Source organism: Methylobacillus gramineus (genome assembly GCF_020532675.1).
Classification (GTDB): Bacteria; Pseudomonadota; Gammaproteobacteria; order Burkholderiales; family Methylophilaceae; genus Methylobacillus; species Methylobacillus gramineus.
Map to the genome: position 1 here is coordinate 1967659 of NZ_JAJAVE010000001.1, position 24148 is coordinate 1991806.

General features: G+C 50.4%; 37 protein-coding genes. 7 read left to right on the forward strand and 30 right to left on the reverse strand.

Going from position 1 to position 24148, the window contains the following annotated elements; translation table 11 throughout:
- Positions 1 to 3 precede the first annotated feature (3 nt).
- From nirD to LG201_RS09200, 3 genes are all read left to right on the forward strand, one after another.
- Positions 4 to 363, forward strand: coding sequence for a nitrite reductase small subunit NirD (gene nirD / locus LG201_RS09190; RefSeq protein WP_226771851.1), 360 nt, complete (start codon positions 4 to 6; stop codon positions 361 to 363).
- Between the two features lie 37 nt (positions 364 to 400).
- Positions 401 to 4552 (forward strand): bifunctional nitrate reductase/sulfite reductase flavoprotein subunit alpha, encoded by a 4152-nt coding sequence (locus LG201_RS09195; protein ID WP_226771852.1) that lies wholly within the window; start codon positions 401 to 403, stop codon positions 4550 to 4552.
- A 126-nt stretch (positions 4553 to 4678) separates the two neighbouring features.
- On the forward strand, positions 4679 to 4975 hold the full coding sequence (locus LG201_RS09200; protein WP_226771853.1) for a hypothetical protein: 297 nt from the start codon (positions 4679 to 4681) through the stop codon (positions 4973 to 4975).
- A 45-nt stretch (positions 4976 to 5020) separates the two neighbouring features.
- Here LG201_RS09200 and radC read toward each other — a convergent pair whose 3' ends face one another.
- Positions 5021 to 5695 carry a RadC family protein gene (radC, locus tag LG201_RS09205; protein WP_226771854.1) on the reverse strand — a complete coding sequence of 225 codons (675 nt, stop codon included), beginning with the start codon at positions 5693 to 5695 and terminating at the stop codon, positions 5021 to 5023.
- Between the two features lie 71 nt (positions 5696 to 5766).
- On the opposite strand from radC, the gene coaBC reads away from it, so the two are divergent.
- From coaBC to rpmG, 4 genes are all read left to right on the forward strand, one after another.
- The gene (coaBC, locus tag LG201_RS09210) at positions 5767 to 6975 is read left to right on the forward strand and encodes a bifunctional phosphopantothenoylcysteine decarboxylase/phosphopantothenate--cysteine ligase CoaBC (RefSeq protein ID WP_226771855.1); all 1209 of its coding nucleotides are present in this window, start codon (positions 5767 to 5769) and stop codon (positions 6973 to 6975) included.
- Entirely contained in the window at positions 6972 to 7424 is a 453-nt protein-coding gene (dut, locus tag LG201_RS09215; protein ID WP_226771856.1) for a dUTP diphosphatase, read from the forward strand. The genes coaBC and dut overlap by 4 nt, the downstream gene beginning before the upstream one ends.
- A gap of 86 nt (positions 7425 to 7510) precedes the next feature.
- Positions 7511 to 7747, forward strand: a complete 237-nt coding sequence (rpmB, locus tag LG201_RS09220) for a 50S ribosomal protein L28 (RefSeq protein ID WP_226771857.1) — start codon at positions 7511 to 7513, stop codon at positions 7745 to 7747.
- A gap of 10 nt (positions 7748 to 7757) precedes the next feature.
- Positions 7758 to 7913, forward strand: coding sequence for a 50S ribosomal protein L33 (rpmG, locus tag LG201_RS09225; RefSeq protein WP_067267382.1), 156 nt, complete (start codon positions 7758 to 7760; stop codon positions 7911 to 7913).
- Positions 7914 to 8046: 133 nt separating this feature from the next.
- On the opposite strand, the gene LG201_RS09230 is transcribed toward rpmG, so the two are convergent.
- The 29 genes from LG201_RS09230 to rplC form a co-directional block, all read right to left on the reverse strand.
- Positions 8047 to 9366 carry a mechanosensitive ion channel family protein gene (locus LG201_RS09230; protein WP_226771858.1) on the reverse strand — a complete coding sequence of 440 codons (1320 nt, stop codon included), beginning with the start codon at positions 9364 to 9366 and terminating at the stop codon, positions 8047 to 8049.
- Positions 9363 to 10802 carry a magnesium transporter gene (gene mgtE / locus LG201_RS09235; RefSeq protein ID WP_226771859.1) on the reverse strand — a complete coding sequence of 480 codons (1440 nt, stop codon included), beginning with the start codon at positions 10800 to 10802 and terminating at the stop codon, positions 9363 to 9365. The genes LG201_RS09230 and mgtE overlap by 4 nt, the downstream gene beginning before the upstream one ends.
- Before the next feature lie 399 nt (positions 10803 to 11201).
- Positions 11202 to 11597 carry a 50S ribosomal protein L17 gene (gene rplQ / locus LG201_RS09240; protein WP_226771860.1) on the reverse strand — a complete coding sequence of 132 codons (396 nt, stop codon included), beginning with the start codon at positions 11595 to 11597 and terminating at the stop codon, positions 11202 to 11204.
- Positions 11598 to 11607: 10 nt separating this feature from the next.
- Positions 11608 to 12594, reverse strand: a complete 987-nt coding sequence (locus tag LG201_RS09245) for a DNA-directed RNA polymerase subunit alpha (RefSeq protein ID WP_226771861.1) — start codon at positions 12592 to 12594, stop codon at positions 11608 to 11610.
- 82 nt (positions 12595 to 12676) lie between these two features.
- Positions 12677 to 13066: a 30S ribosomal protein S11 gene (gene rpsK / locus LG201_RS09250; protein ID WP_011478671.1), complete on the reverse strand. Its 390-nt coding sequence runs from the start codon at positions 13064 to 13066 to the stop codon at positions 12677 to 12679.
- Positions 13067 to 13079: 13 nt separating this feature from the next.
- Positions 13080 to 13442 (reverse strand): 30S ribosomal protein S13, encoded by a 363-nt coding sequence (gene rpsM, locus LG201_RS09255; protein ID WP_226771862.1) that lies wholly within the window; start codon positions 13440 to 13442, stop codon positions 13080 to 13082.
- Between the two features lie 130 nt (positions 13443 to 13572).
- Positions 13573 to 13686, reverse strand: coding sequence for a 50S ribosomal protein L36 (rpmJ, locus tag LG201_RS09260; RefSeq protein ID WP_011478669.1), 114 nt, complete (start codon positions 13684 to 13686; stop codon positions 13573 to 13575).
- A 22-nt stretch (positions 13687 to 13708) separates the two neighbouring features.
- Positions 13709 to 13927: a translation initiation factor IF-1 gene (gene infA / locus LG201_RS09265; RefSeq protein ID WP_011478668.1), complete on the reverse strand. Its 219-nt coding sequence runs from the start codon at positions 13925 to 13927 to the stop codon at positions 13709 to 13711.
- An 8-nt stretch (positions 13928 to 13935) separates the two neighbouring features.
- Entirely contained in the window at positions 13936 to 15222 is a 1287-nt protein-coding gene (secY, locus tag LG201_RS09270; RefSeq protein ID WP_226771863.1) for a preprotein translocase subunit SecY, read from the reverse strand.
- A gap of 43 nt (positions 15223 to 15265) precedes the next feature.
- Positions 15266 to 15700, reverse strand: coding sequence for a 50S ribosomal protein L15 (rplO, locus tag LG201_RS09275; RefSeq protein ID WP_226771864.1), 435 nt, complete (start codon positions 15698 to 15700; stop codon positions 15266 to 15268).
- Positions 15700 to 15897, reverse strand: coding sequence for a 50S ribosomal protein L30 (rpmD, locus tag LG201_RS09280; protein WP_226771958.1), 198 nt, complete (start codon positions 15895 to 15897; stop codon positions 15700 to 15702). Before rpmD ends, rplO begins: the two co-directional genes overlap by 1 nt.
- A 2-nt stretch (positions 15898 to 15899) precedes the next feature.
- On the reverse strand, positions 15900 to 16409 hold the full coding sequence (rpsE, locus tag LG201_RS09285) for a 30S ribosomal protein S5 (protein WP_089375849.1): 510 nt from the start codon (positions 16407 to 16409) through the stop codon (positions 15900 to 15902).
- Positions 16410 to 16424: 15 nt separating this feature from the next.
- Positions 16425 to 16778 carry a 50S ribosomal protein L18 gene (gene rplR / locus LG201_RS09290; RefSeq protein WP_226771865.1) on the reverse strand — a complete coding sequence of 118 codons (354 nt, stop codon included), beginning with the start codon at positions 16776 to 16778 and terminating at the stop codon, positions 16425 to 16427.
- Between the two features lie 9 nt (positions 16779 to 16787).
- A complete protein-coding gene (rplF, locus tag LG201_RS09295; RefSeq protein WP_226771866.1) occupies positions 16788 to 17321 on the reverse strand; it encodes a 50S ribosomal protein L6 in 534 nt (177 codons plus the stop codon).
- 10 nt (positions 17322 to 17331) lie between these two features.
- Positions 17332 to 17727 (reverse strand): 30S ribosomal protein S8, encoded by a 396-nt coding sequence (gene rpsH / locus LG201_RS09300; protein ID WP_226755575.1) that lies wholly within the window; start codon positions 17725 to 17727, stop codon positions 17332 to 17334.
- Positions 17728 to 17741: 14 nt separating this feature from the next.
- Entirely contained in the window at positions 17742 to 18047 is a 306-nt protein-coding gene (gene rpsN, locus LG201_RS09305; RefSeq protein WP_226771867.1) for a 30S ribosomal protein S14, read from the reverse strand.
- A 5-nt stretch (positions 18048 to 18052) separates the two neighbouring features.
- Positions 18053 to 18592 (reverse strand): 50S ribosomal protein L5, encoded by a 540-nt coding sequence (rplE, locus tag LG201_RS09310; protein ID WP_226771868.1) that lies wholly within the window; start codon positions 18590 to 18592, stop codon positions 18053 to 18055.
- Between the two features lie 9 nt (positions 18593 to 18601).
- A complete protein-coding gene (rplX, locus tag LG201_RS09315; protein WP_226771869.1) occupies positions 18602 to 18919 on the reverse strand; it encodes a 50S ribosomal protein L24 in 318 nt (105 codons plus the stop codon).
- A gap of 11 nt (positions 18920 to 18930) precedes the next feature.
- A complete protein-coding gene (gene rplN, locus LG201_RS09320; protein ID WP_226755571.1) occupies positions 18931 to 19299 on the reverse strand; it encodes a 50S ribosomal protein L14 in 369 nt (122 codons plus the stop codon).
- A 162-nt stretch (positions 19300 to 19461) separates the two neighbouring features.
- Positions 19462 to 19734, reverse strand: coding sequence for a 30S ribosomal protein S17 (gene rpsQ / locus LG201_RS09325; RefSeq protein WP_226755570.1), 273 nt, complete (start codon positions 19732 to 19734; stop codon positions 19462 to 19464).
- 11 nt (positions 19735 to 19745) lie between these two features.
- Positions 19746 to 19955, reverse strand: coding sequence for a 50S ribosomal protein L29 (gene rpmC / locus LG201_RS09330; protein WP_226755569.1), 210 nt, complete (start codon positions 19953 to 19955; stop codon positions 19746 to 19748).
- Positions 19956 to 19957: 2 nt separating this feature from the next.
- Positions 19958 to 20374, reverse strand: coding sequence for a 50S ribosomal protein L16 (gene rplP, locus LG201_RS09335; RefSeq protein ID WP_226771870.1), 417 nt, complete (start codon positions 20372 to 20374; stop codon positions 19958 to 19960).
- On the reverse strand, positions 20358 to 21068 hold the full coding sequence (rpsC, locus tag LG201_RS09340) for a 30S ribosomal protein S3 (protein ID WP_226771871.1): 711 nt from the start codon (positions 21066 to 21068) through the stop codon (positions 20358 to 20360). Before rpsC ends, rplP begins: the two co-directional genes overlap by 17 nt.
- Before the next feature lie 10 nt (positions 21069 to 21078).
- Positions 21079 to 21408 carry a 50S ribosomal protein L22 gene (gene rplV, locus LG201_RS09345; RefSeq protein ID WP_226771872.1) on the reverse strand — a complete coding sequence of 110 codons (330 nt, stop codon included), beginning with the start codon at positions 21406 to 21408 and terminating at the stop codon, positions 21079 to 21081.
- Positions 21409 to 21418: 10 nt separating this feature from the next.
- Positions 21419 to 21694 carry a 30S ribosomal protein S19 gene (gene rpsS, locus LG201_RS09350; RefSeq protein ID WP_226771873.1) on the reverse strand — a complete coding sequence of 92 codons (276 nt, stop codon included), beginning with the start codon at positions 21692 to 21694 and terminating at the stop codon, positions 21419 to 21421.
- A 5-nt stretch (positions 21695 to 21699) separates the two neighbouring features.
- The gene (gene rplB / locus LG201_RS09355) at positions 21700 to 22533 is read right to left on the reverse strand and encodes a 50S ribosomal protein L2 (protein WP_226771874.1); all 834 of its coding nucleotides are present in this window, start codon (positions 22531 to 22533) and stop codon (positions 21700 to 21702) included.
- 8 nt (positions 22534 to 22541) lie between these two features.
- Positions 22542 to 22850 (reverse strand): 50S ribosomal protein L23, encoded by a 309-nt coding sequence (gene rplW, locus LG201_RS09360; protein WP_226771875.1) that lies wholly within the window; start codon positions 22848 to 22850, stop codon positions 22542 to 22544.
- Positions 22847 to 23473 (reverse strand): 50S ribosomal protein L4, encoded by a 627-nt coding sequence (gene rplD, locus LG201_RS09365; protein ID WP_226771876.1) that lies wholly within the window; start codon positions 23471 to 23473, stop codon positions 22847 to 22849. The genes rplW and rplD overlap by 4 nt, the downstream gene beginning before the upstream one ends.
- On the reverse strand, positions 23473 to 24117 hold the full coding sequence (gene rplC / locus LG201_RS09370) for a 50S ribosomal protein L3 (RefSeq protein ID WP_226771877.1): 645 nt from the start codon (positions 24115 to 24117) through the stop codon (positions 23473 to 23475). The genes rplD and rplC overlap by 1 nt, the downstream gene beginning before the upstream one ends.
- Positions 24118 to 24148: the final 31 nt, after the last annotated feature.

Here is a 24148-nt window from a genome sequence, read left to right on the forward strand (position 1 = left end):
ACCATGAACCAATTACAACACACCACCATCCCCTCGACGACAGGCACCTGGCAGTCAGTTTGCGCACTGGATGAGATCTGGCCTAACACCGGCGTATGCGCGCTGGTGAATGGGCGACAGATCGCTATTTTCCGCATGAAGAACGATGACCTGTATGCCATAGACAATCACGATCCGCACAGCGGCGCCAACGTGCTCTCACGTGGCCTGATCGGCGATCTGGCAGGTGAACCCGTGGTCGCATCACCCATCTACAAACATCACTACCAGTTGCGTACTGGCGTGTGTGTGGAAGATGCAGATACAGCACTCAACCGTTATGCGGTAGAGCTGCGCGAGAGCACCGTCTGGGTGCAGGCCTAGTTCTGGTCCAGTTCAAGGCTCAGGTCGAAAAACAGTCATGACAACAGTCAAATCAGTCTGTCCTTATTGCGGTGTTGGCTGCGGCATCGTCATGGAAGTCGCCGACAATCGCGTGATCAAGGTCACTGGCGACAAGCAACACCCATCCAATTTCGGCCGTTTGTGCACCAAGGGCAATACGTGTGCTCAAGCACTGGTTGAATCCGGACGGCTGGAGCATGCCTATGTGCGCCAGGATCGCACCCAGGAACCAGGACGTGTCGAGATCAATAGCGCGATCAAGGAAGCCGCGCGGCGGTTGCGCGATATTCTTGATACCCATGGTCCGGATGCAATTGCACTTTATGTCTCGGGCCAGATGTCGATTGAGTCGCAATATCTCGCCAATAAACTGGTTAAAGGCTACCTGGGCAGCAATAATATCGAATCCAATTCACGCTTGTGCATGGCGAGTGCTGGCAGCGGTTATAAGCTTTCCCTGGGATCTGACGGGCCACCCGGCTCGTATGAGGATTTCGACAAGGCCGATGTGTTTTTCGTCATTGGTGCCAATATGGCAGACTGCCACCCTATTCTGTTCCTGAGAATGATGGACAGGGTCAAGGCAGGGGCCAGGCTGATTGTGGTAGACCCACGCCGCAACACCACCGCCGATAAGGCAAACCTCTTCATGCAGATCAAGCCAGGCACCGATCTCGCCCTGCTCAATGGTCTGCTGCATTTGCTGGTCAAGCACGGGCACACCGACCCCGAATTTATCGCGGAATTCACTGAAGGCTGGGAAGTGATGCCAGCATTCCTGGAGGATTACTCCCCAGAAAAAGTGGCTGAAATCACCGGCTTGCCTGAAGCTGATATCCGCCAGGCGGCAGAATGGATAGGCACAGCCAGGGAATGGATGAGCTGCTGGACCATGGGTCTCAACCAGAGTACACATGGCACCTGGAACACCAATGCTATCTGCAACCTGCACTTGGCAACAGGCGCCATCTGTCGGCCCGGTAGTGGCCCGTTTTCACTCACAGGACAACCCAATGCAATGGGTGGCCGTGAAATGGGCTATATGGGTCCCGGGCTTCCAGGACAACGCTCTGTGCTGGTCGAGCAGGACCGGGCTTTTATCGAGAATCTGTGGAAGATTCCAGCAGATACTCTGCATACCAGGCTGGGCGGCGGCACCATTGCCATGTTTGAGCAAATGAAGGCAGGCAAGATCAAGGCATGCTGGATCATCTGTACCAATCCAGTGGCCTCCGTGGCCAACCGCAAGAATGTGATTGAGGGCCTTGAAGCTGCGGAACTGGTGATCACCCAGGATGCCTTCCTCGACACGGAAACCAATCATTACGCCGATATCCTGTTGCCGGGTGCATTGTGGGCTGAAGCAGAAGGCGTCATGATCAACTCAGAACGCAATATGACCTTGATGCAACAGGCGGTGACGCCACCGGGCGAGGCCATGGCCGACTGGCAGATCATTGCCCGCGTCGCCTGTGAGATGGGGTTTGCAGAAGCGTTCACCTACAGCTCCGCAGCCGAGGTATTTGAAGAAATCAAGCAGGTTTCCAATCCCAAGACCGGTTATGAAATTCGTGGCATCAGCCATGACAAGCTGCGGTCGCAGCCTTTGCAATGGCCTCGCACCGCAGATAGCGAGGATGAACGCCAGCCTATTCGCTATATCAACGATGGCATTCATCAGAAACTCAAGGTGAATGAGGATGGCTCCATCCCACGCATTGCCTTTGCCTCCGAGAGTGGCAAAGGCGTTTTCTTCGCGCGTCCCCACGTCGCGGCAGCAGAAATGCCAGACCAGGATTTCCCGTTGGTATTGAACACTGGTCGTTTGCAGCATCAATGGCACACCATGACCAAGACTGGCAAGATCGCCACGCTGAATAAACTCAACCCTGGCCCCTTCATCGAACTGCATCCTGAAGATGCAGCCGCACTGGATATCCGCGACAAGGACCAAGTGGCAATCCGTTCACGCCGTGGACATGCAGTGCTACCCGCCGTAGTGACGGACCGCGTCCGCCCAGGCAACTCTTTCGCCCCATTCCACTGGAATGATACCTATGGCGAACATCTCACCATCAACGCCGTGACCAACGATGCGATAGACCCGATATCGCAGCAACCAGAATTCAAGGTCTGTGCCGTCAGCATGACACGCGTCGCCAGCACAGCCCATGAGACGAAGCTACAAGACGGGGACAACGGCGCCCTGAGCACCGATACAGTTGCCCAGCCCCATGTAAAGGAACTCGACATGAAAGATATCAATGCCCTGGCCAAGCTCTTAGGCCTGGACTCCGTGCCTGAGATCACACTGGATCCGCAAGAGCAACACTATATGCAAGGTTACATCACAGGCCTGCGTACCGAAGAATCACGCAAAATGGGCGGCGTGCCGGTATTACCCAGCACGGCCCCTCTCAACCCTGCCAAACGGATGCTGGTGGACGGCATACTGGCTGGCATGTTTGCTCGCACCTGGTTGAGTGATGACCTGGCACTTGGCATCGCCGCGCAATCCGCGGTAACGGTACTCTGGGCATCACAGACAGGCAATGCCGAGGCCTTTGCAACACAGTGTGCAGCACGCCTGCAAGCTGAAGGCCACCTCGTCACACTGGCCAGCATGGACAGTATCCAGGTCAGTGAGCTAGCTAACACCTCCCAGCTCCTATTACTCACCAGCACGTTTGGAGATGGTGATCCTCCTGACAATGCCGGCGCATTCTGGAGTGCATTGGCCCTCGAGAGTGCTCCCAGGCTGGAACAGACACAATTTGCCGTACTGGCATTTGGTGATTCCAATTATGACCAGTTCTGCGGTTTTGGCCGCAAGCTGGATGCGCGACTTGAGGTCTTGGGTGCACAGCGCCTGACCGCCCGCATCGATTGCGAACCAGAATTTGAAGAGCCAGCACAAGCCTGGCTGGAAGCCGTGGTACAGAGCATGAGCAGTGCAACCGTGAATGCTTCCCAAGCCATTGCAGCATCAGCGCTGACCCTGGCTGGCAATACCTCCGACATTCCAAGCGAGACGCCTATCACAGCACCAACCTACAGCCGCCAACAGCCGCTTCGCACGCGCTTGGTGATCAACCAGCGCCTCAATGCAGCAGACTCAGAGAAAGAAATACGCCAGTTCGGTTTTGACCTGAGCAATACTGACTTTCATTATGAGGCCGGTGACGCACTCGGCGTCTGGCCAACCAACTGCCCAGAACTGGTCGGCAATATACTGTCTGTTCTCAAGCTGTCTCCATCCAGCATGGTCACAGCCAAAGAACTGGGTGAACTGCCGCTAGTGGAGGCTTTATCCCACCACTACGACATTGCGCGTATCACCCCTGATGTGCTGAAATTTGTCGGTGAACGCAACCAGGATCCACAGCTGGCAGCACTGATGACAGCAGATAATCAAGCCGCGCTTAAGTCATGGCTATGGGGCAAACAAATCATCGACCTGTTGCAGGCATTCCCGATTGCAGCCAGTGCCACCGAGTGGCTGGCGGTATTGAAGCGCATGCAACCACGCTTATATTCCATCTCATCCAGCCCGAAGATACATCCCGGCCAGGTGCACCTGACAGTGTCTACCGTACGCTATGGTGATCAAGGCAATGCTCGTGGCGGTGTCTGCTCTACATTCCTGGCGGATCGCGCCGCAGATGCAGAGATCCCGATCTTTCTGCAAAAATCTGCACACTTCCGCATCCCAAACAATCCAGATGCTCCCCTGATCATGGTCGGCCCCGGCACTGGCATTGCGCCATTTCGTGCATTCCTGCAGGAACGCCAGGCTACCGCCGCCACAGGCAAGAACTGGCTATTCTTTGGCGAACAACACGCGGACACTGACTTTTATTACCGGGAAGAACTGCTGGCCCTGCAGAAAGCTGGCTATCTACATAAATTCGATACGGCATTCTCCCGGGATCAAGCGGAAAAAATCTATGTCCAGCACCGCATGATTGAACATGGGGCAACGCTATGGGCATGGCTGGAAGAGGGTGCGCACTTCTGCGTATGTGGTGACGCCAGTCGTATGGCAAAGGATGTAGATGCTGCATTAAAAACTGTGGTGCAGACCCATGGCAGGATGAGCGCAGAGGATGCCGTAGCCTATGTGTCCCGAATGGCACAAGACAAGCGTTATGTGCGGGATGTGTATTGAATCGCCTGTGACACACTGGCTGTCACAGCGGAACTAAGCGAGTGCAATACCTGTCATTCTAGCTATATACGATAAAATAATGCCAGCATCACCATGTGGCGATAATAAAGATTGAGGAGACATGTAATGAAACAGATGTTGTTTGCCGCCGCCTTATGTAGCTGGTTGGCTTTTCCAGTCATGGCTGAAGAGGCAGAAAAGGAAATCCGCGCCACTACATCCAAGGGAGAAAGCATTGTGCTGCAACCTGATGGCAGCTGGAATTATGCAAATCCTGCCCAAGCCAAGGAGGAAGAAAAAAATCGGGCCGCTGTGTCTGGTGAATGCCCACAGAAATCACAAGGCGGTTTTTTCGGCACTCGCTGCATTCTCCCTGGCGATAAGGACTTCAATCGCGGCTCGCTCAGCGGCAAGGGCAGATAAAAGCAAGGGCGAATACAGGACTGGCAGGCTACTTGAACCCTCTACTTAAAGTAGCCTTCTTTCAGCAAACGATACCGTGGTATTGCCTGCAACCACCAAATGATCCAACACCCGTACATCCACCAACGCTAATGCCTGCTTGAGCGCGTTTGTCAGCATTTCATCTGCCTGGCTCGGCTCTGCCACGCCCGACGGATGATTATGCGCAAAAATCACAGCCGCCGCGTTGTGATGCAAGCTGCGCTTGACGACCTCACGCGGATAGACTGACGTTTGTGTGAGCGTGCCAGAGAACAACTCTTCATAAGCCAGCACCCGGTTTTGAGCATCCAGAAACAACACGATAAACACTTCCCGCGGCAAGGAGCCGATCTTGAGACTGAGATAATGCCTGACCTGTTGCGGTGAGCTCAGCACATCCCTCCTGTGCATTTCCTCTGCCAGCGCACGACGACTCATCTCAAAAATCGCCTGCAACTGAACAAACTTACTGGCACCCATGCCATGTACCTGACAAATATCCTGCACACTGGCCGCAAAAATGCCATTCAAACTGGAAAAACGCAAAAGCAGGTCACGCGCCAGATCCACCGCACTCTTCCCCACCACCCCGGTGCGCAAGAAGATTGCCAGCAGCTCGGCATCCGATAGTGCCGCAACCCCATTCGCCAGCAGTTTCTCCCGCGGCCGTTCCCCTTCCGGCCAATCAGTAATCGCCACAGTTCAGCCTTTCATATAAAATCGAATGAATTCATATAGCTGTTTTACTTAGTGTATTCACACATCCCCTGATGAACGATTATTCCATAAAAAAGTTATTGCTTGGTATTACGGGTGGCATTGCTGCCTATAAAGCAGCCGAGCTGGTCAGACTGCTGGTCAAACAGGGTATTGAGGTGCAGGTAGTCATGACTGAGGCCGCTACCCAGTTTGTCACGCCACTGACATTCCAGGCACTCTCGGGCAAACCGGTCTACACCGACCTCTGGGTTTCCGATTCGAGTAAAGGCATGGCACATATTGACTTGTCCCGCGAGGCAGATGCCATCCTGATTGCGCCTGCCAGTGCTGATTTTATTGCCAAGTTGGTTCATGGTGCAGCGGATGATCTCTTATCCACGCTGTGCCTGGCACGTGACTGCAAGCTCATTGTGGCACCCGCCATGAACCAGCAAATGTGGAACAATCCGGCTACCCAACGCAATATCAAACAACTGCATCACGATAGTATTGCCATATTTGGCCCCGCCAGTGGTGATCAGGCCTGCGGTGAAACCGGCATGGGTCGTATGCTGGAACCGGAGGAGATTGTGGCGCAACTACTGGCCCACACCCAGCCCAAGCTACTTGCAGGCAAGCGCATTCTAATTACTGCCGGCCCAACCATTGAAGCGATAGACCCGGTACGCGCGATCACCAACCATAGCTCAGGAAAAATGGGTTACAGCATTGCGCGTGCCGCCATCGAGATGGGGGCCAAGGTAACCTTGGTCAGCGGCCCGGTTGCCTTGACAGCACCTAGCGGAACCAACTTGATTCCAGTCATTAGTGCGGCAGATATGCTGGAAGCGGTGGAATCAAATATCGAGGGGCAGGATATCTTTATTGCTGTAGCGGCAGTGGCTGACTATAGCCCTCAGCAAGCCAGCATGCACAAGGTCAAGAAAAGCGCTGCTGCCCTGACCATTGAGCTAAAACTGAATCAGGACATACTCGCTACCATTGCTGCCAGGCCAGATGCGCCTTTCTGTGTTGGCTTTGCTGCGGAAAGTGAACATCTGCTGCAACATGCCGAGCAAAAACGGCAAAATAAAAAACTGCCGCTCATCGCAGCCAATATCGCCACCGAGGCTATGGGCAAGGATGCCAGCAGCCTGATACTGCTGGACGATGAAGGCTCACACCCCTTGCCTCAAGCTCCCAAGCTGGCACTAGCGCGCGGATTGCTGCAACATATTGCCGCTATGCTGGATCACCATCCCAAGAAAGAATCTTCATGAGCATTCATATAGACATCAAAATCCTCGACAGCCGCCTGCAGCACATGCTGCCCGCCTATGCCACCGCTGGTTCTGCTGGCCTGGATCTGCGTGCTTGTATCGAGCACACCCAAAGCCTGCATCCGGGCGAAACCATCATGATCCCGACTGGCATGGCAATCCACCTGGCAGACCCCAATTATGCAGCGTTGATCCTGCCACGTTCTGGTTTGGGCCATAAACACGGCATCGTGCTTGGCAATCTGGTTGGCCTTATAGACTCGGACTATCAGGGCCAATTATTGGTCTCCTGCTGGAACCGGAGTAAGGAGAGCTTCATATTGAACCCGATGGAACGTATTGCCCAATTGGTGATTGTGCCGGTAGTACAAGCCAGCTTTAATATTGTGGATGACTTCGTCACCAGCGAGCGTGGCGAAGGCGGTTTTGGCAGTACGGGAAAACATTGAGAATACAGAGAAAAATCTTTGAATTTACTTGAAAGACGTTTGCTTTTCATGGTATAAATGCGGTCTTTCGAATTTCGGAGTCCGCCATGGCACGCGTATGTCAGGTAACCGGCAAAAAGCCGATGGTTGGGAATAATGTTTCCCACGCAAATAACAAGACCAAGCGTCGTTTCCTTCCTAACCTGCAAAACCGCAGGTTCTGGGTTGAGAGCGAAAACCGCTGGATTAGCCTACGTATTACCAATGCTGCCCTGCGCACTATCGACAAGAACGGTATCGACACTGTTCTGGCTGATCTACGTGCCAGCGGCGAAAAGATCTAAGGACTAAATCATGCGTGAAAAAATCAAACTGGAATCCAGCGCTGGTACAGGTCACTTCTACACTACGACCAAAAACAAGCGCACCATGCCTGAAAAAATGGAGATCAAGAAGTTTGATCCTGTTGTACGCAAGCATGTCCTGTACAAGGAAACAAAGCTGAAATAATATTCAGCCTGATAAAAAAGCCCGCAATTGCGGGCTTTTTTATTGCCTGAGTTTTTACTCATCCATAAAACTTGACACCTATCCAGCAAACCGAGATCAAGCTTAATCAAAGATTATTTGGCCAGCTACCAGCTCAAGCGCCAGAAGACTGAGCATCCAATCCTCTGTTTGTCGGCTCCTGAATCACGGTATGCCCGTATACGTGCACTTCACGCTGTGGATAAGGGATGGATATCCCCCGCCGCTTGAACTCTTCCCATAGCTCCATATAGACGTCTGAGGGAATGCTGCCTGCGCCATTCTCAGGATCAGGCACCCACATGGTCAGATTAAGGTTGATACCACTTTCACCAAACCCTACCAGCTTGGCATCTGGCGCAGGATCCACCATGACACGTTTCTGCCTCCTCCCGATCTCCACCATGAGGGCGAGGACTTCCTTAAGGTCAGTATCATAACCCACCTGTATTGGCACTTTGATCGGCACCCGGCGCCGAATAGCAGTATGGTTGATCACGGCGCTGGTAATCAGAGTTTCATTCGGAATAATCACATCCGTGCCATCTAGCTGGCGTAACACCATATACCGGGAACGCAGCTCCTGCACGATGCCGTAATAAGAATCGATGGCGACAATATCACCTAGGCTCATGGATTCATCCAACAGGATAATAAAACCACTGACATAGTTACTGGCGATCTTTTGCAGGCCAAAACCAAGCCCAACCCCCAAAGCCCCACCAAACACTGATAGAAGGGTGATATCCAGGCCAACAGCAGAGAGTGCCATCAATACGGCAAAGAAGATGAAGGCGATACGAATGACTTTGGTGATCACTACCCGCATGTTGATATTGATGTTGGTCGCCTGCATCAACTTGTTCTCGAGTAATCTGCTGAGCCACAAGGCAACAAACACCGTGACCAGCACCGTCAGCAAACCCTGGATGACCAGCAACAAGCTGATAGGACTCTTGCCCACAGTGAAATGGACACTATCCAGCGCCTCCAGAATCTCGGGCAATAAGCCAGTGACATGGAGCACCAGGATTAGCCATACCGTGGTAGAGAAAATACTCTCTGTTGTGCGCAGCCAGCCACTGGGAGAAAATACATAGCGCAGCACATAGACCGCCAGCCGTATGACCGCCATAGCGACCAGCAGATAAGAGGCCAGCTTAAGCAAGCTTGTGTTGTACCAGTGACTGATAAGCAGCTGACCCAGCCATACCATCAACAAAGATGATATGGGGAAAAGAATACGGGTGATGCCATCAATCGCTGCCTGATGCACATTGCCTGAACGATTGGTCAGCCGGGCACGCTGCAGACCATTGATAGACCATGCGATCAATAAACTGGTGATGATGATACCGACCTGCCATAAGACAGCAGCCGATGAAAAATCAGTGACCAGATCTTGCCATACGGCATAAAGCGTAGCGTTGTTCATAACAAGAATATCGTTGCAAGCCCAAGGAAGATGAAGAAACCACCACTGTCCGTCACTGCCGTGATCAAGACACTGGATCCCACTGCGGGATCACGATTAAAGCGGGTTGCCATAATCAATGGAATCATTACGCCCATTACCGCAGCAAGCAAGAGGTTCAACGTCATGGCAGCCGTCATGACCATGCCCAATGCTATATTCCCGTAAAGCAAATAAGCAATGACGCCCAGTACACTGCCCCAGATCAAGCCATTGAGCAAACCCACACCCGTCTCTTTGATCAGCATGGATTTGGTGTTATAGGTTGAAATCTGGCCTAACGCAAGGCCACGCACTATCATGGTCGTCGTCTGATTGCCCGAGTTGCCACCAATTCCAGCCACGATAGGCATTAAGGCCGCCAGCGCGACGATTTTCTCAATTGAACCCTCGAACAGGCCAATCACACGGGAAGCGACAAATGCTGTTACCAGATTAATGGCCAGCCAAGTCCAGCGGTTCTGCACCGACTTCCAGACTGAGGAGAAAATATCCTCCTCCTCACGCAAGCCCGCCATGGAAAGCATATCGCTTTCTGCTTCCTCACGGATGTAATCCATGACCGTATCCACGGTCAAACGGCCAACCAAGCGATTATTCTCATCCACGACAGGTGCTGTCACCAGGTCATACCGTTCAAAAGCCTTGGCAGCTTCATCTGCCTTGTCTTCAGGGTGAAATACCACAGCATCATCGGCCATGATTTCTGCCACGCCTGAGTCCAGGTCATTCACGACCAAACGCTTGAGCGGCAACACGCCTTGCAGGATGTCATTTCTATCGACCACAAACAGCTTATCGGTATGATCAGGCAGGCTGCCGATACGACGCAAATAGCGCAGAGCCACTTCCAGGGTGATATCTTCACGAATAGTGACGATATCAAAGTCCATCAACGCCCCCACCGCATCGTCCTGATAGCCCAATGCAGACTGCAATCGTTCACGATTACGACTGTCCAGGCTTTCCAGCAACTCCTGCAATACATCCTTGGGCAGGTCAGGCGCCAGATCGGCCAGTTCGTCGGTGTCGAGTTGCTCGGCGGCGGCCAGTAACTCATCGCTATCCATGTCTGCAATCAGGGTCTGACGTACCGCATCCGACACTTCCAGCAGAATTTCACCGTCGCGCTCTGCCTTGACCAGGTCCCAGACATCGAGACGCTGCTCTAATGGAAGCGCTTCCAGAATATAGGCAACGTCAGCAGGGTGCAGTACATCCAGCTTCTTCTGCAACTCAGCTAGGTTCTGCCTGTGCACCAGCGTCTGCACCAGCTCTTGCTTGGGCATATCCTGCTTATGGACTAGCTCCTCAATCAGCCTGTGCTTATTGAGGAGTGTAATCACCTGCTGCAGGCTTTCCTGTAAACTTTCCTTCGATTCCTGAATATCCGCCATATGCGCTCGCAGACTTATGCCAATGTTGTTAAGGAATTACCGGTTCACACCAGTCCCCGTATTTAGAGCAGCAAGAAAATTATATATTCAGCCATCGTACAACTTCACCAAATATTAAGTTAATTCTTTAAGTATTATGATTTAAAGTCAGGATTTTTAATCAATAGTAGTTTGATAGAAAATCACACAATGCATTATTAAGGATATAGCCCACATCAATGACAGACTCATGCCTTTATACAGGTCTTATGTGAAAGCCATTGTTCACCATGCGCTAAAAAGGAGTCTAGGGCAGAGATCTATCCTGACAGAGCGGGGCTAAAAAGGAATCAGCTAGGCAATAAAAGCAAAAAAGCCGGTACTTGACCGGCTTTTTTGTCAGATGCAGAAAATGAATGCTTATTCAGCAGTCACAACTTCTGCATCCACTGCCAGCTCAGGACGATCAACCAACTCGACCAGTGCCATAGGCGCATTGTCACCAACGCGGAAACCACACTTCAGGATACGCAGGTAACCACCATTACGGGTTTGGTAACGTGGACCAAGGTCACTGAAAAGCTTACCAACGATGTCACGGTCACGCAGACGGTTGAACGCTAAGCGGCGATTAGCCAGCGTAGCTTCCTTACCCAAAGTGATCAAAGGCTCTGCTACACGACGCAGTTCCTTTGCCTTAGGCAAGGTTGTCTTGATAATCTCATGACGAAGCAGAGAGTTAGTCATATTGCGCAACATAGCCTGACGATGGCTGCTGGTGCGATTTAATTTACGATTGCTGTTGCGATGACGCATAGTGATTCCCTCACACCTTTTCCAGGCCCGCTGGTGGCCAGTTTTCCAGTTTCATGCCTAATGTCAGGCCTTTAGAGGCCAGTACATCCTTAATCTCATTCAAAGATTTACGGCCCAGATTTGGTGCTTTCAACAGCTCGTTTTCAGTACGCTGAATCAAATCACCAATGTAATAAATGTTTTCTGCCTTCAAGCAGTTTGCAGAGCGCACGGTCAACTCAAGATCATCTACCGGACGCAACAGGATAGGATCAACTTGAGGAGCATGCTTCACTTCAACTTCTGAAGGAGCACCTTCCAGATCTGCAAATACAGACAACTGGCCCATCAGGATGCGCGCTGCATCACGAATGGCTTGCTCAGGCTCAACCACGCCATTAGTTTCAACGTCCATGATCAGTTTATCCAGATCTGTACGTTGCTCTACACGTGCACTTTCAACATGGTAACTTACCTTGTTGATTGGACTGAAAGATGCATCCACCTGGATAAAACCAAGTACACGATCTTCATCTTCACTCTGTTGACGCACTGGCACAGGCTGGTAACCACGACCCATTTCAACCTTAACTTCAAGATTGATCTTGCCACCCTTTGTCAGATGAGCAATTACATGATCAGGGTTAGCAATCTCCGCATCATGACCTGTTTCAAAGTCACCAGCAGTTACGATACCTTCCACTGACTTATTCAGGGTCAGGGTAGTTTCGCTCTTGCTATTCAGCTTCAGTGCAACACCTTTGAGGTTCAGCAGGATATCTACTACGTCTTCCTGCACGCCATCAAGCGTAGAGTATTCATGCACCACGCCATCAATCTTGACTTCGGTAATAGCGAAGCCAGGAATGGATGAAAGCAATACACGACGCAAGGCATTACCCAGCGTGTAACCAAAACCACGTTCCATAGGTTCAAGTGTCACACGTGCACGCACGGGTGAAATCACTTCAACATCAACAACACGTGGCTTCAAATATTCAGTCGGACTGTTTTGCATAGCTATCCTTACGGTCCTCGATTTCTTCAAATAAAATCAACCACGACAAAAAGTTCATCGTGGTCGCGACCATGCATCTGATTTAGATACGGCGTTTCTTGGGTGGGCGGCAACCGTTATGTGGAACCGGAGTCACGTCAGAGATACTGGTGATTTTGAAACCAACAGCATTCAGTGCACGCACTGCAGATTCACGGCCTGGGCCTGGACCCTTGATGCGTACTTCAAGATTTTTCACGCCGCATTCCTGAGCTGCCTTGCCTGCTGCCTCGGCAGCCACCTGTGCAGCAAAAGGAGTACTCTTACGAGAGCCCTTAAAACCAGCACCACCAGAAGTTGCCCAAGACAGCGCATTACCCTGACGGTCAGTAATGGTAATAATCGTGTTGTTAAAAGAAGCGTGCACGTGGGCGATGCCCTCGGCAATATTCTTTTTGACTTTCTTGCGTACGCGTACGTTAGCTTTAGCCATTATTTGCTATTCCTTACTTGGATGCCTTGATAGGCTTAATTGGACCCTTGCGAGTGCGCGCATTGGTCTTAGTACGTTGACCACGAACTGGCAGTCCACGACGATGGCGGACACCGCGATAGCAACCCAGATCCATCAAACGCTTGATGTTCATAGTCACTTCACGACGCAGATCACCTTCTACCTGCAACTTGGCGACTTCATCACGCAGCTTTTCAACTTCAGCATCATTCAGATCTTTGATCTTTGCTGTTGCCAAAACGCCTGCAGCCAGACAGATTTGTTTTGCCGTATTACGACCCACACCGTAAATCGAAGTTAATGCGATATCGGTATGTTTATGATTTGGGATATTTACCCCTGCTATACGAGCCATGTAGCTACTCCAAAATAATGGCGCATCGTTTAATCAAATCGCCAAAAAAGCCCAAAATTTTAACAGCTTGGCTAGCTTTTAACAAATAGATTAAAAACCAGCCCCATTTATTACAAACTTGCGTACCGAATTAACCCTGGCGTTGCTTATGACGTGGATCAGTGCAAATAACACGCACAACACCACGGCGGCGAACCACCTTGCAATTACGGCACAACGTCTTTACTGATGCACGAACTCTCATCTCTCACCTCTTCGCTAGAATCTTACTTGGCGCGGAAAATAATCCGCGCACGCGATAAATCATAAGGAGTCATTTCAACGGTAACCTTGTCACCTGGCAGGATACGGATATAGTGCATACGCATCTTGCCTGAAATATAGCCTAGTACGACATGACCATTTTCCAGTTTGACCCTAAATGTTGCATTTGGAAGATTCTCTAGAACCTCACCCTGCATTTCAATACGATCTTCTTTTGCCATACTACTGATTACCTCGGGAGACCCGCACCACCTTTAAAGTTAGCCTTTTTCAGCAAACCTTCATACTGATGAGACATCAGGTGGGATTGAACCTGGGCCATAAAGTCCATAGTTACAACCACGATAATCAGCAAAGAAGTGCCACCAAAATAGAAAGGCACATTAAATTTCAGAATCAGGAACTCTGGCAACAAACAAACCGCAGTGATATAGAGCGCACCAGCCAGGGTCAAACGACCCATAATGCGGTCAATATATCTGGCGGTCTGCTCACCAGGACGGATCCCAGGAACAAATGCACCACTCTTCTTCAGGTTATCCGCTGTTTCTTTAGGATTGAATACCAATGCCGTATAGAAGAAACAGAAGAAAATAATCGCTGTAGCAAAGAAAATAATGTACAGGGGCTGACCTGGGGACAAGGTAGAACCAATATCCTTCAGCCAAGACATACTTTCATGACTACCAAACCAACCAGCCATTGTCGCCGGGAACAGAATAATGCTCGAAGCGAAAATCGGGGGAATCACACCCGCCATATTCAACTTCAAAGGTAAATGGCTAGTCTGACCACCAAATACCTTGCGTCCAACCTGGCGCTTCGCATAATTCACAGTAATCTTGCGTTGACCTCGTTCCACAAACACAACAAACGCTGTCACGAGAATTGCAGCCACGAACAAGAACAGCACTAATGGTATTGAGAATGCACCAGTACGCGCCAACTCCAGCGTACCGCCAATAGCATGCGGCAAACCAGCCACAATACCGGCAAAGATGATAATAGAAATACCATTACCAATACCACGCTCGGTAATCTGCTCACCCAACCACATCAGGAACATGGTGCCGCCTACCAGTGTAATCACTGTGGTAAAACGGAACATCAAACCTGGATCGAGCACAAGGCCAGCCTGACCTTCCAGTGCTATCGCAATACCCAGCGCCTGGAAAGTGGCTAAAAACACAGTGCCATATCTGGTGTACTTGGTAATCGTGCGACGACCGCTCTCACCTTCCTTTTTCAGCTGCTCCATCTGTGGGGACACCACGGTCAAAAGCTGCATGATGATAGAAGCTGAGATATACGGCATGATACCCAGGGCAAAAATGGTAAACCGTTCAAGGGCACCGCCCGAGAACATGTTGAACATGCCTAGAATACCGCCACTCTGCGACTCAAACAGGCGGGCAAGCACATCCGGATCAATACCAGGAACCGGGATGTGCGCACCCAAACGGAAAACGATCAGAGCACCAAGCACGAAAAGCAAACGGCTTTTGAGCTCACTCATCTTACCTACTGCACCAAAAATACTATCGTTAGCCACGTATCAATTACTCGACGATTTTACCGCCGGCCGCTTCAACAGCAGCACGTGCACCCTTGCTCAGCAACAAGCCTTGCAGAGTTACAGCACGACTGACATCACCAGACAGATAAACTTTGACTGAGCGTGCAGTTGCGGAGATTACGTTAGCTTGCTTCAACGCCAGCAAATCAATCACTTCAGCTTCAACTTTGTCCAGCTCGCTTGTACGAACATGAGCTGTATCAGCCTTGGTCAGTGAATTGAAACCACGCTTAGGCAGACGACGTTGCAAAGGCATTTGACCGCCTTCAAAACCGACCTTGTGGAAGCCACCAGTACGGGACTTTTGACCCTTGTGACCGCGACCAGCAGTTTTGCCGAAGCCTGAGCCAATACCACGACCAACGCGGCGTTTTTCCTGCTTGGCGCCTTCAGCAGGCTTAATGGAGTTCAGTTTCATTATGCTTCTACCTTTAACAGATAGCTCACCGCATTGATCATGCCGCGATTAGCTGGAGTGTCTTGCACTTCAACTGTCTGGTGCAGACGGCGCAGACCTAGGCCTGCTACACATGCACGGTGAGACTGGATTCTACCGATGGTGCTTTTAACCAAGGTGACCTTGATCAAGTCTGTTGCTTTTTTTGCCTTAACCATCATTAACCTCTGATTTCTTCAACACTCTTGCCGCGCTTGGCAGCAACTTCAGCTGGAGTATTCATGGATTGCAGGCCATTCAAAGTTGCACGAACCACGTTGTATGGGTTGGTAGAACCAATACATTTAGCCAGAACGTTAGTCACACCCATTACTTCAAAGATAGCGCGCATTGCACCACCGGCGATAATACCGGTACCTTCAGAAGCTGGCTGGATAAACACTTTGGCAGCACCGTGAACACCCGTCACGGCATGATACAACGTACCGTTGTTCAGGCTCACCTTGATCATGCCACGACGGGCTTCGTCCATTGCTTTTTGCACGGCCACTGGCACTTCACGCGCCTTGCCCTTGCCCATACCTACACCGCCATCACCATCACCAACGACTGACAGTGCGGCAAAACTCATGATACGACCGCCCTTCACCACTTTGGTGACACGATTGACGCCGATCATCTTCTCGCGCAAACCATCGGTTTGCTGCTGTTCAATTTCAACTTTTGCCATCATCAACCCCGTCTATTAGAAGGACAAGCCGTTTTCACGCGCAGCATCTGCCAACGCCTTGATACGACCGTGGTATTTGTAGCCGGAACGATCAAAAGCAACGGTGGTGACACCAGCAGCCTTTGCCTTTTCAGCAATACGCTTACCAATAACTACGGCAGCAGCGATGTTGCCACCGTTCTTGATATCCTTACGTACTTCTGCCTCAAGGGTTGAAGCACTGGCAAGAACCTGATCACCAGTAGGCGCAATGATCTGAGCATAAATATGCCCGTTGCTACGATGTACGCTCAAACGCGTGACTTTCAACTCAGCGATCTTGGCACGAGTTTTACGTGCACGACGCAGGCGTGAATTTTCAATATTCATGGCTAAACCTTACTTCTTCTTGGTTTCTTTGATAATCACCACTTCATCGGAGTAACGAACACCCTTGCCCTTATAAGGCTCTGGAGAACGATACGCACGAATCTGCGCGGCAACCTGACCAACCACTTGCTTATCTGGACCTGTAAGCACGATTTCTGTAGGTGTTGGAGTCTGAACAGTCACGCCTTCTGGCATCTTGTGATTAACCGGATGGGAAAACCCCAGATCTAGATTCAACGTAGCCCCTTGAGCCTGAGCTTTATAGCCCACACCCACCAGGTTCAGCTTACGTGTAAAACCTTGAGAAACACCAGCAACCATATTAAAGACCAGAGCACGCAAAGTACCTGACATTGCACGGGCATGCTGACTGTTTTTAGCTACTGCAAAAGTGATGTTATCACCGTCGCGTTGCACATCAACATCACCAGTCAACGCCAGTGAAAGCTTGCCCAAAGGACCGCTTACTGCAATATTGGCAGCACTCAGAACAACTTCTACCTTAGCAGGGATAGCGACTGGGTTTTTAGCTACACGAGACATAGTTTTCCCCTTAAGCCACTACGCACAGCACTTCGCCACCGATACCGGCGTCACGTGCTTTACGATCAGTCATTACACCTTTGGATGTGGAAACAATCGTCACACCCAAACCATTCATCACAACAGGAATATCCTGGTTACCGCGATAGATACGCAAACCTGGACGGCTCACGCGTTCAATCTTTTCAATAACAGGACGACCAGCGTAGTATTTCAGGCTGATATTCAGTTGTGGCTTACCGTCTACTTCTTGCACACCAAAGTCATCGATATAACCTTCATCCTTAAGAACGCTAGCAATAGCACCCTTTAACTTGGAAGAAGGCATAGAAACAACAGGCTTGTTAGTGCGCTGCGCATTACGGATGCGCGTCAGCATATCGGCAATCGGATCACTCATACTCATACTAAATTCCTCCGTTACCAGCTAGCCTTGGTGACACCTGGCACTTCGCCACGCATCATCAACTCGCGCAGCTTGCCGCGCGCAATGCCAAATTTACTAAACACACCACGTGGACGACCAGTCAGCGCACAACGATTACGCAAGCGAACTGGACTAGAATTACGTGGCAGACTTTGCAGCTTACTGCGAGCGGCACGACGGTCTTCAACTGATGCATTCACATCATTGGCAACCGCAGTCAACTCAGCACGCTTTGCTGCATATTTCTTTACTGTATCGCGACGCTTTTGTTCGCGTTCAATCAAACAGGTTTTAGCCATGATGATTAGTTCCTAAAAGGGAAGCTGAATGCGGAGAGGAGCGCACGCGCCTCTTCATCAGTCTTTGCAGTGGTAGTGATGGTGATATTCATCCCGCGCAACGCATCGATCTTGTCGTATTCAATTTCCGGGAAAATAATCTGTTCACGAACACCAAGGTTATAGTTACCACGACCATCAAAGGACTTGGCAGAAATACCACGGAAGTCACGAATTCGAGGAATAGCCACAGTAATCAGGCGATCCAGAAATTCATACATGTGTTCACGACGCAAAGTTACTTTGCAACCTACTGGGTAACCATCACGAATCTTAAAACCAGCGATGGACTTCTTAGCCTTGGTCACAACAGGTTTCTGACCAGCAATCTTTTCGAGATCACCAACTGCATTTTCCATGATTTTCTTGTCTGCAACCGCCTCACCAACACCCATATTGATGCTGATCTTTTGAATGCGCGGTACTTGCATCACAGACTTGTAACCAAACTGCTCAGTAAGCTGTGCAACCACGGTGTCTTTGTAAAAATCTTTTAAACGAGCCATGATTTACCCTTATGCGTCTACGACTTCGCCGCTGGACTTGAATACACGAACCTTACGACCATCGTCCAATGTTTTGAAGCCAACGCGGTCACCCTTCTGGGTGGCACCATTAAACAAAGCAACATTAGAGATGTCTACAGGCATCTCCTTAGTGATGATGCCGCCAGTTACACCACGCATTGGGTTTGGCTTAGCATGCTTTTTCACAATGTTGATACCCTCGACCAAAACATGGCCGGACTCCAGCACACGCAGAACAGTACCGCGCTTACCTTTGTCTTTTCCTGTATTCAGAACGACTTCATCGCCCTTACGAATCTTACTCATCCAGCAACTCCTTATAGAACTTCGGGTGCCAGAGAAACGATCTTCATGAAACGCTCGCCACGCAGCTCACGTGTCACCGGCCCGAAAATACGGGTACCAATCGGTTCCAGCTTGTTGTTCAACAATACCGCAGCATTGGTGTCGAACTTAACCAAGGAACCGTCTGGACGACGAACACCCTTGGCTGTGCGAACAACAACCGCGCTATAGACCTCGCCTTTTTTGACGCGACCACGTGGTGCCGCATCCTTGATACTGACCTTGATGATGTCACCAATACCAGCATAACGACGCTTAGAACCACCCAACACCTTGATGCACATTACAGAACGCGCACCAGTGTTATCGGCAACTTCCAGCCGAGACTGCATTTGAATCATGAGAATAATCTCCAACTTAATCCGTTAAACCAACACCAGCCGCTTGTCAAAATCGGCCGACAGCACCACGGTCAGTATTGGGGCGCCAGCTTGTTGGGCGCCGAAAAGTCCGACATTATATATTGCTCCCCGCCACTCTTGCAAGTAGGGGAGCAATATTTATTACACAATACGTGCTTTTTCTACAATCTTGCTCACACGCCAGGTTTTAGTCTTGGAAAGCGGACGGCTTTCTTCAATCACAACCAGATCACCTTCTTTGCACTCGTTGTTTTCATCGTGTGCATGGAACTTGTTGGAACGACGTACCACTTTACCGATCAAGGGGTGTTTAACCTTGCGCTCAACCAGTACAGTAACCGTCTTATCCATCTTGTCGCTAACAACACGACCGCTCAGGGTGCGGACAAGTTTTTCAGTTTGAATTTCGCTCATAATAACTCCGCTTAAGCTTGACTTGCATTAGCCGATTTGGCTTTTTCAGCAAGCACAGAACGAACGCGAGCAATATCACGGCGTACTTTGCCTACCTGGTCAACTTTGTTCAGCTGTTGAGTAGCAAGCTGCATACGCAGAGAGAATTGTGCACGGCGCAACTCAATCAGTTCGTTGTTCAGCTCTTCAACAGTTTTATTTCTCAATTCGGATGCTTTCATGCTCAGCTCCCAATATGACGAGTAGTGAATGTAGTTTCGATTGGCAGCTTGGCAGCAGCCAGACGGAACGCTTCACGCGCCAGCTCTTCGCTAACGCCGTCCATTTCATACAGCATTTTACCTGGCTGGATCTGGGCTACGTAGTACTCGGTACTACCCTTACCATTACCCATCCGCACTTCAGCTGGCTTCTTAGAAATCGGCTGATCTGGGAAAATGCGAATCCAAACGCGGCCACCACGCTTGATATGGCGAGTCATCACACGACGAGCCGCTTCAATCTGACGCGCGGTCAGGCGACCACGACCAACTGCTTTAAGACCGAACTCGCCAAAACTTACCTTGTTACCGGTAGTTGCGATGCCCTTGTTACGGCCTTTCTGCATCTTACGGAATTTTTGTCTAGCTGGTTGCAGCATTTTTCGCCCCCGACTTTCTTACTTTCTTTTCTGGCTCGGCAGGTGCAGCAGATTGATCAGCCTTATTGCCGAAAATCTCGCCCTTGAACACCCAAACCTTGATACCAATAATACCGTAGGTAGTTTGTGCCTCAGCCACACCATAATCGATATCGGCACGCAATGTATGCAAAGGCACGCGGCCTTCACGGTACCATTCGGTACGTGCAATTTCGATACCATTCAAACGACCTGCACTCATGATCTTGATGCCTTGGGCACCCAGACGCATGGCGTTTTGCATTGCACGCTTCATAGCGCGACGGAACATCACGCGCTTTTCAAGCTGTTGTGCAATACTTTCTGCAATCAGTGTCGCATCGATTTCAGGCTTGCGCACCTCTTCAATATTCAGATGAACAGGTACGCCCATCAGACCTTGAAGACTGGAGCGCAATGACTCAATGTCTTCGCCCTTCTTACCAATGACGATACCAGGACGTGCGCTATAGATAGTGATCTTTGCATTCTTTGCAGGACGCTCAATCACGATCTTGCTCACAGCCGCATGCGACAGCTTCTTCTTAAGGAACTCACGTACCTTGATATCGCTGTTCAGCATCGCTGGGAAATTTTGACTATTGGCATACCAACGAGAAGACCAGTTTTTCTGGACACTCAGACGGAAACCAAACGGATGAATTTTCTGACCCATAACGATTCCTTTAGTTACCGACTGTCACAGTGATGTGACAAGTTGGTTTGATAATCCGTCCAGCACGACCCTTGGCACGAGCGCGAATACGCTTGAGCACCAGCCCCTTGTCGACATAAATTGAAGTTACCTTCAACTCATCGATATCAGCGCCTTCATTGTGCTCTGCATTGGCAATCGCCGACTCAACCACTTTCTTGATGATCTCAGCCCCTTTTTTAGGGGTGAAAGCCAAGATACTCAGGGCATTGTCTACTTTCTTGCCACGAATTAAATCAGCCACCAAGCGAGCCTTCTGCGGGGACAGATGAACACCTCTTAATACTGCGGATACTTCCATCGTCATTCTCCTACTTCTTGGCCTTTTTATCGGCAGCGTGACCCTTGAACGTACGGGTCAGCGCAAATTCGCCGAGCTTGTGACCTACCATGTTTTCTGAAATCAGCACCGGCACATGTTGCTTGCCGTTGTGAACCGCAATGGTCAAACCAATGAAATCAGGCAGAATAGTAGAGCGACGCGACCAAGTCTTGATTGGTTTTCTATCACGAGTAGCGGCTGCAACTTCTACTTTTTTTGCCAGATGACCATCAACGAATGGCCCTTTTTTAATTGAACGTGCCATATTGATTACCTCTTATTCGCAGGACGACGGCTGACGCGCATGTTGTCAGTACGCTTGTTGCTACGCGTACGATAACCCTTGGTAGGTGTACCCCATGGACTGACAGGATTCATACCAGCAGCGGTCTTACCTTCACCACCACCGTGCGGGTGATCGACCGGATTCATCACCACACCGCGAACGGTAGGACGAACACCGCGCCAGCGCATAGCACCAGCTTTACCGATAGAACGCAGGGAGTGCTCTTCGTTACCAACTTCGCCAATAGTCGCTTTGCAGTCAACGTGTACGCGGCGGACTTCACCAGAGCGTAGACGCAACTGAGCATAACTACCTTCGCGCGCTAGCAACTGCACTGAAGTACCGGCAGAACGCGCAATTTGCGCACCCTTACCTGGTTGCAATTCAATGCAATGGATCGTGCTACCGACTGGGATGTTGCGCAATGGCAATGCATTACCTGGACGAATAGGCGCATCAGAACCGCTCACTAATTGCGCACCAGCGAAAATACCACGCGGGGCAATAATGTAACGACGCTCACCATCCGCATAGCACAACAAAGCAAGATGCGCGCTACGGTTAGGATCGTATTCCAGACGCTCTACCTTTGCCACGATACCATCCTTGTTGCGACGGAAATCAACCAGACGATAGTGCTGTTTATGACCACCACCTTGGTGACGAATCGTGATATGGCCGTTATTGTTACGACCAGCATGTTTATTTTGCTTCTCCAGCAGGGGCGCATAGGGCTTGCCCTTGTGTAGCTCAGGTGTCACCACCTTGACTACAGCGCGCCGGCCTGGGGAAGTCGGCTTGACTTTAATCAGTGCCATAATTTCTCCTATTCGCCCGCTGCGAAGTTGATTTCTTGACCCGGCTTCAGGCTTACATAAGCCTTCTTCCAGTCCTTGCGGCGACCAACGGTACGGCCAGCACGCTTAACCTTGCCGCCAACATTAACGACAGTCACAGCATCAACTTCAACCTTGAATACCAACTCCACTGCAGCCTTGATTTCAGACTTGGTAGCATCAGTACGCACTTTGAATGCAATCTGCTGATACTTATCAGCAATGCGGGTCGCTTTTTCTGTAATTTGTGGTGCAACAATCACTTGCAACAAACGTTCTTGGATAGTCAACGCGCTCATGCCAGCATCTCCTCAAGTTTCTTGACCGCACCAGTGGTTGCCAGCACGTTAGGGAAACGCACCAAACTGACAGGATCAATGTATTGCGCTTCAATGACGAGCACATGCGGAAGATTACGCGCAGACAGGTAAAGATTCTCATCAAAACTGTCTACCAACACCAACAAACCATCGGTATAACCGAAATTCTTGATCTTCTCTAGCAACTGCTTAGTCTTTGGACTATCAACGACAAACTCTTCAACTGCACGCAAGCGCTCTTGACGAACCAATTCAGACAAGATGGCACGCACACCAGCGCGATAAGCCTTACGGTTTACCTTATGGCTGAAATTTTCATCCGGGCTATTAGGGAACGCACGACCGCCTCCACGCCAGATCGGGCTGGAGCTCATACCAGCACGAGCACGACCAGTACCCTTCTGATTCCATGGCTTGTGTGTCGTATGACTTACATTGCCACGGCCCAGCTGCGCACGAGTTGCAGTACGGGCATTTGCCTGATAGGCAACCACCACCTGATGCACCAGAGCTTCGTTGAATTCACGACCAAAAGTTGCTTCAGAAACAGCCAAACCAGCTTTAGCAGGCTTGCCATTCTTATCAATTAATTTAATTTCCATTATGCTTTCACCTTCACGCTAGCGCGCACGACAACATCGCCGCCTTTAGAGCCAGGAATTGCACCCTTAATCAACAAGAGATTGCGTTCAGCATCCACACGCACCACTTGCAGATTTTGCACAGTAGTCTTGGCTGCACCCAGATGACCAGGCATGCGCTTACCAGGGAAAACACGACCAGGATCCTGCGCCATACCAATAGAGCCTGGCACATTATGTGATCTGGAGTTACCGTGTGAAGCACGGTTAGATCTGAAGTTGTGACGCTTGATGGCACCAGCAAAACCCTTACCGATGGAAATACCGGTCACATCAACCAGCTGACCTGCCTGAAACAGCTCAACAGTTACTTGCCCACCAACAGTGTAGTTCGCCAGCACATCAGCAACGACTGGGAATTCTTTGATGCCAGCACCAGCAGATACACCAGCCTTAGCATAGTGACCTGTCAATGCTTTGCCAATACGGCTAGCACGACGTTCGCCGTAAGCAACCTGAAGGCCTGTATAGCCATCGCTTGCGACAGTCTTGATCTGTGTCACACGGTTAGGAACGACTTCCAGCACTGTTACCGGAATGCTTTCGCCTTCTTCGGTAAAAATGCGGGTCATGCCCACCTTGCGACCAATAAGCCCTAAGCTCATGATCGTTTCCTTATAATAATTAAAAAGGCCG

Excerpts from the sequence above, each read along its gene's own strand:
- rpsH (WP_226755575.1), bottom strand. The coding sequence starts at position 17,727 with ATGAGTATGAGTGATCCGATTGCCGATATGCTGACGCGCATCCGTAAT.
- LG201_RS09200 (WP_226771853.1), top strand. The coding sequence starts at position 4,679 with ATGAAACAGATGTTGTTTGCCGCCGCCTTATGTAGCTGGTTGGCTTTT.
- rplR (WP_226771865.1), bottom strand. The coding sequence starts at position 16,778 with ATGAATATTGAAAATTCACGCCTGCGTCGTGCACGTAAAACTCGTGCC.
- rplB (WP_226771874.1), bottom strand. The coding sequence starts at position 22,533 with ATGGCACTGATTAAAGTCAAGCCGACTTCCCCAGGCCGGCGCGCTGTA.
- rplV (WP_226771872.1), bottom strand. The coding sequence starts at position 21,408 with ATGGAAGTATCCGCAGTATTAAGAGGTGTTCATCTGTCCCCGCAGAAG.
- rpmG (WP_067267382.1), top strand. The coding sequence starts at position 7,758 with ATGCGTGAAAAAATCAAACTGGAATCCAGCGCTGGTACAGGTCACTTC.
- rpsN (WP_226771867.1), bottom strand. The coding sequence starts at position 18,047 with ATGGCTAAAACCTGTTTGATTGAACGCGAACAAAAGCGTCGCGATACA.
- rplW (WP_226771875.1), bottom strand. The coding sequence starts at position 22,850 with ATGAGCGCGTTGACTATCCAAGAACGTTTGTTGCAAGTGATTGTTGCA.
- rplE (WP_226771868.1), bottom strand. The coding sequence starts at position 18,592 with ATGGCTCGTTTAAAAGATTTTTACAAAGACACCGTGGTTGCACAGCTT.
- rplO (WP_226771864.1), bottom strand. The coding sequence starts at position 15,700 with ATGAAACTGAACTCCATTAAGCCTGCTGAAGGCGCCAAGCAGGAAAAA.
- rpsK (WP_011478671.1), bottom strand. The coding sequence starts at position 13,066 with ATGGCTAAAGCTAACGTACGCGTACGCAAGAAAGTCAAAAAGAATATT.
- rpsQ (WP_226755570.1), bottom strand. The coding sequence starts at position 19,734 with ATGAGCGAAATTCAAACTGAAAAACTTGTCCGCACCCTGAGCGGTCGT.
- rplN (WP_226755571.1), bottom strand. The coding sequence starts at position 19,299 with ATGATTCAAATGCAGTCTCGGCTGGAAGTTGCCGATAACACTGGTGCG.
- rplQ (WP_226771860.1), bottom strand. The coding sequence starts at position 11,597 with ATGCGTCATCGCAACAGCAATCGTAAATTAAATCGCACCAGCAGCCAT.
- coaBC (WP_226771855.1), top strand. The coding sequence starts at position 5,767 with ATGAACGATTATTCCATAAAAAAGTTATTGCTTGGTATTACGGGTGGC.
- rplD (WP_226771876.1), bottom strand. The coding sequence starts at position 23,473 with ATGGAAATTAAATTAATTGATAAGAATGGCAAGCCTGCTAAAGCTGGT.
- LG201_RS09245 (WP_226771861.1), bottom strand. The coding sequence starts at position 12,594 with ATGCAAAACAGTCCGACTGAATATTTGAAGCCACGTGTTGTTGATGTT.
- rpmD (WP_226771958.1), bottom strand. The coding sequence starts at position 15,897 with ATGGTTAAGGCAAAAAAAGCAACAGACTTGATCAAGGTCACCTTGGTT.
- rpmJ (WP_011478669.1), bottom strand. The coding sequence starts at position 13,686 with ATGAGAGTTCGTGCATCAGTAAAGACGTTGTGCCGTAATTGCAAGGTG.
- rplX (WP_226771869.1), bottom strand. The coding sequence starts at position 18,919 with ATGAGTAAGATTCGTAAGGGCGATGAAGTCGTTCTGAATACAGGAAAA.
- LG201_RS09230 (WP_226771858.1), bottom strand. The coding sequence starts at position 9,366 with ATGAACAACGCTACGCTTTATGCCGTATGGCAAGATCTGGTCACTGAT.
- rplC (WP_226771877.1), bottom strand. The coding sequence starts at position 24,117 with ATGAGCTTAGGGCTTATTGGTCGCAAGGTGGGCATGACCCGCATTTTT.
- rpmB (WP_226771857.1), top strand. The coding sequence starts at position 7,511 with ATGGCACGCGTATGTCAGGTAACCGGCAAAAAGCCGATGGTTGGGAAT.
- dut (WP_226771856.1), top strand. The coding sequence starts at position 6,972 with ATGAGCATTCATATAGACATCAAAATCCTCGACAGCCGCCTGCAGCAC.
- nirD (WP_226771851.1), top strand. The coding sequence starts at position 4 with ATGAACCAATTACAACACACCACCATCCCCTCGACGACAGGCACCTGG.
- rpsM (WP_226771862.1), bottom strand. The coding sequence starts at position 13,442 with ATGGCTCGTATAGCAGGGGTAAATATCCCAAATCATAAACATACCGAT.
- rpsS (WP_226771873.1), bottom strand. The coding sequence starts at position 21,694 with ATGGCACGTTCAATTAAAAAAGGGCCATTCGTTGATGGTCATCTGGCA.
- rplF (WP_226771866.1), bottom strand. The coding sequence starts at position 17,321 with ATGTCTCGTGTAGCTAAAAACCCAGTCGCTATCCCTGCTAAGGTAGAA.
- LG201_RS09195 (WP_226771852.1), top strand. The coding sequence starts at position 401 with ATGACAACAGTCAAATCAGTCTGTCCTTATTGCGGTGTTGGCTGCGGC.
- secY (WP_226771863.1), bottom strand. The coding sequence starts at position 15,222 with ATGAGTGAGCTCAAAAGCCGTTTGCTTTTCGTGCTTGGTGCTCTGATC.
- rpmC (WP_226755569.1), bottom strand. The coding sequence starts at position 19,955 with ATGAAAGCATCCGAATTGAGAAATAAAACTGTTGAAGAGCTGAACAAC.
- mgtE (WP_226771859.1), bottom strand. The coding sequence starts at position 10,802 with ATGGCGGATATTCAGGAATCGAAGGAAAGTTTACAGGAAAGCCTGCAG.
- rpsE (WP_089375849.1), bottom strand. The coding sequence starts at position 16,409 with ATGGCAAAAGTTGAAATTGAACAGCAGCAAACCGATGGTTTGCGCGAG.
- infA (WP_011478668.1), bottom strand. The coding sequence starts at position 13,927 with ATGGCAAAAGAAGATCGTATTGAAATGCAGGGTGAGGTTCTAGAGAAT.
- rplP (WP_226771870.1), bottom strand. The coding sequence starts at position 20,374 with ATGCTGCAACCAGCTAGACAAAAATTCCGTAAGATGCAGAAAGGCCGT.
- rpsC (WP_226771871.1), bottom strand. The coding sequence starts at position 21,068 with ATGGGTCAGAAAATTCATCCGTTTGGTTTCCGTCTGAGTGTCCAGAAA.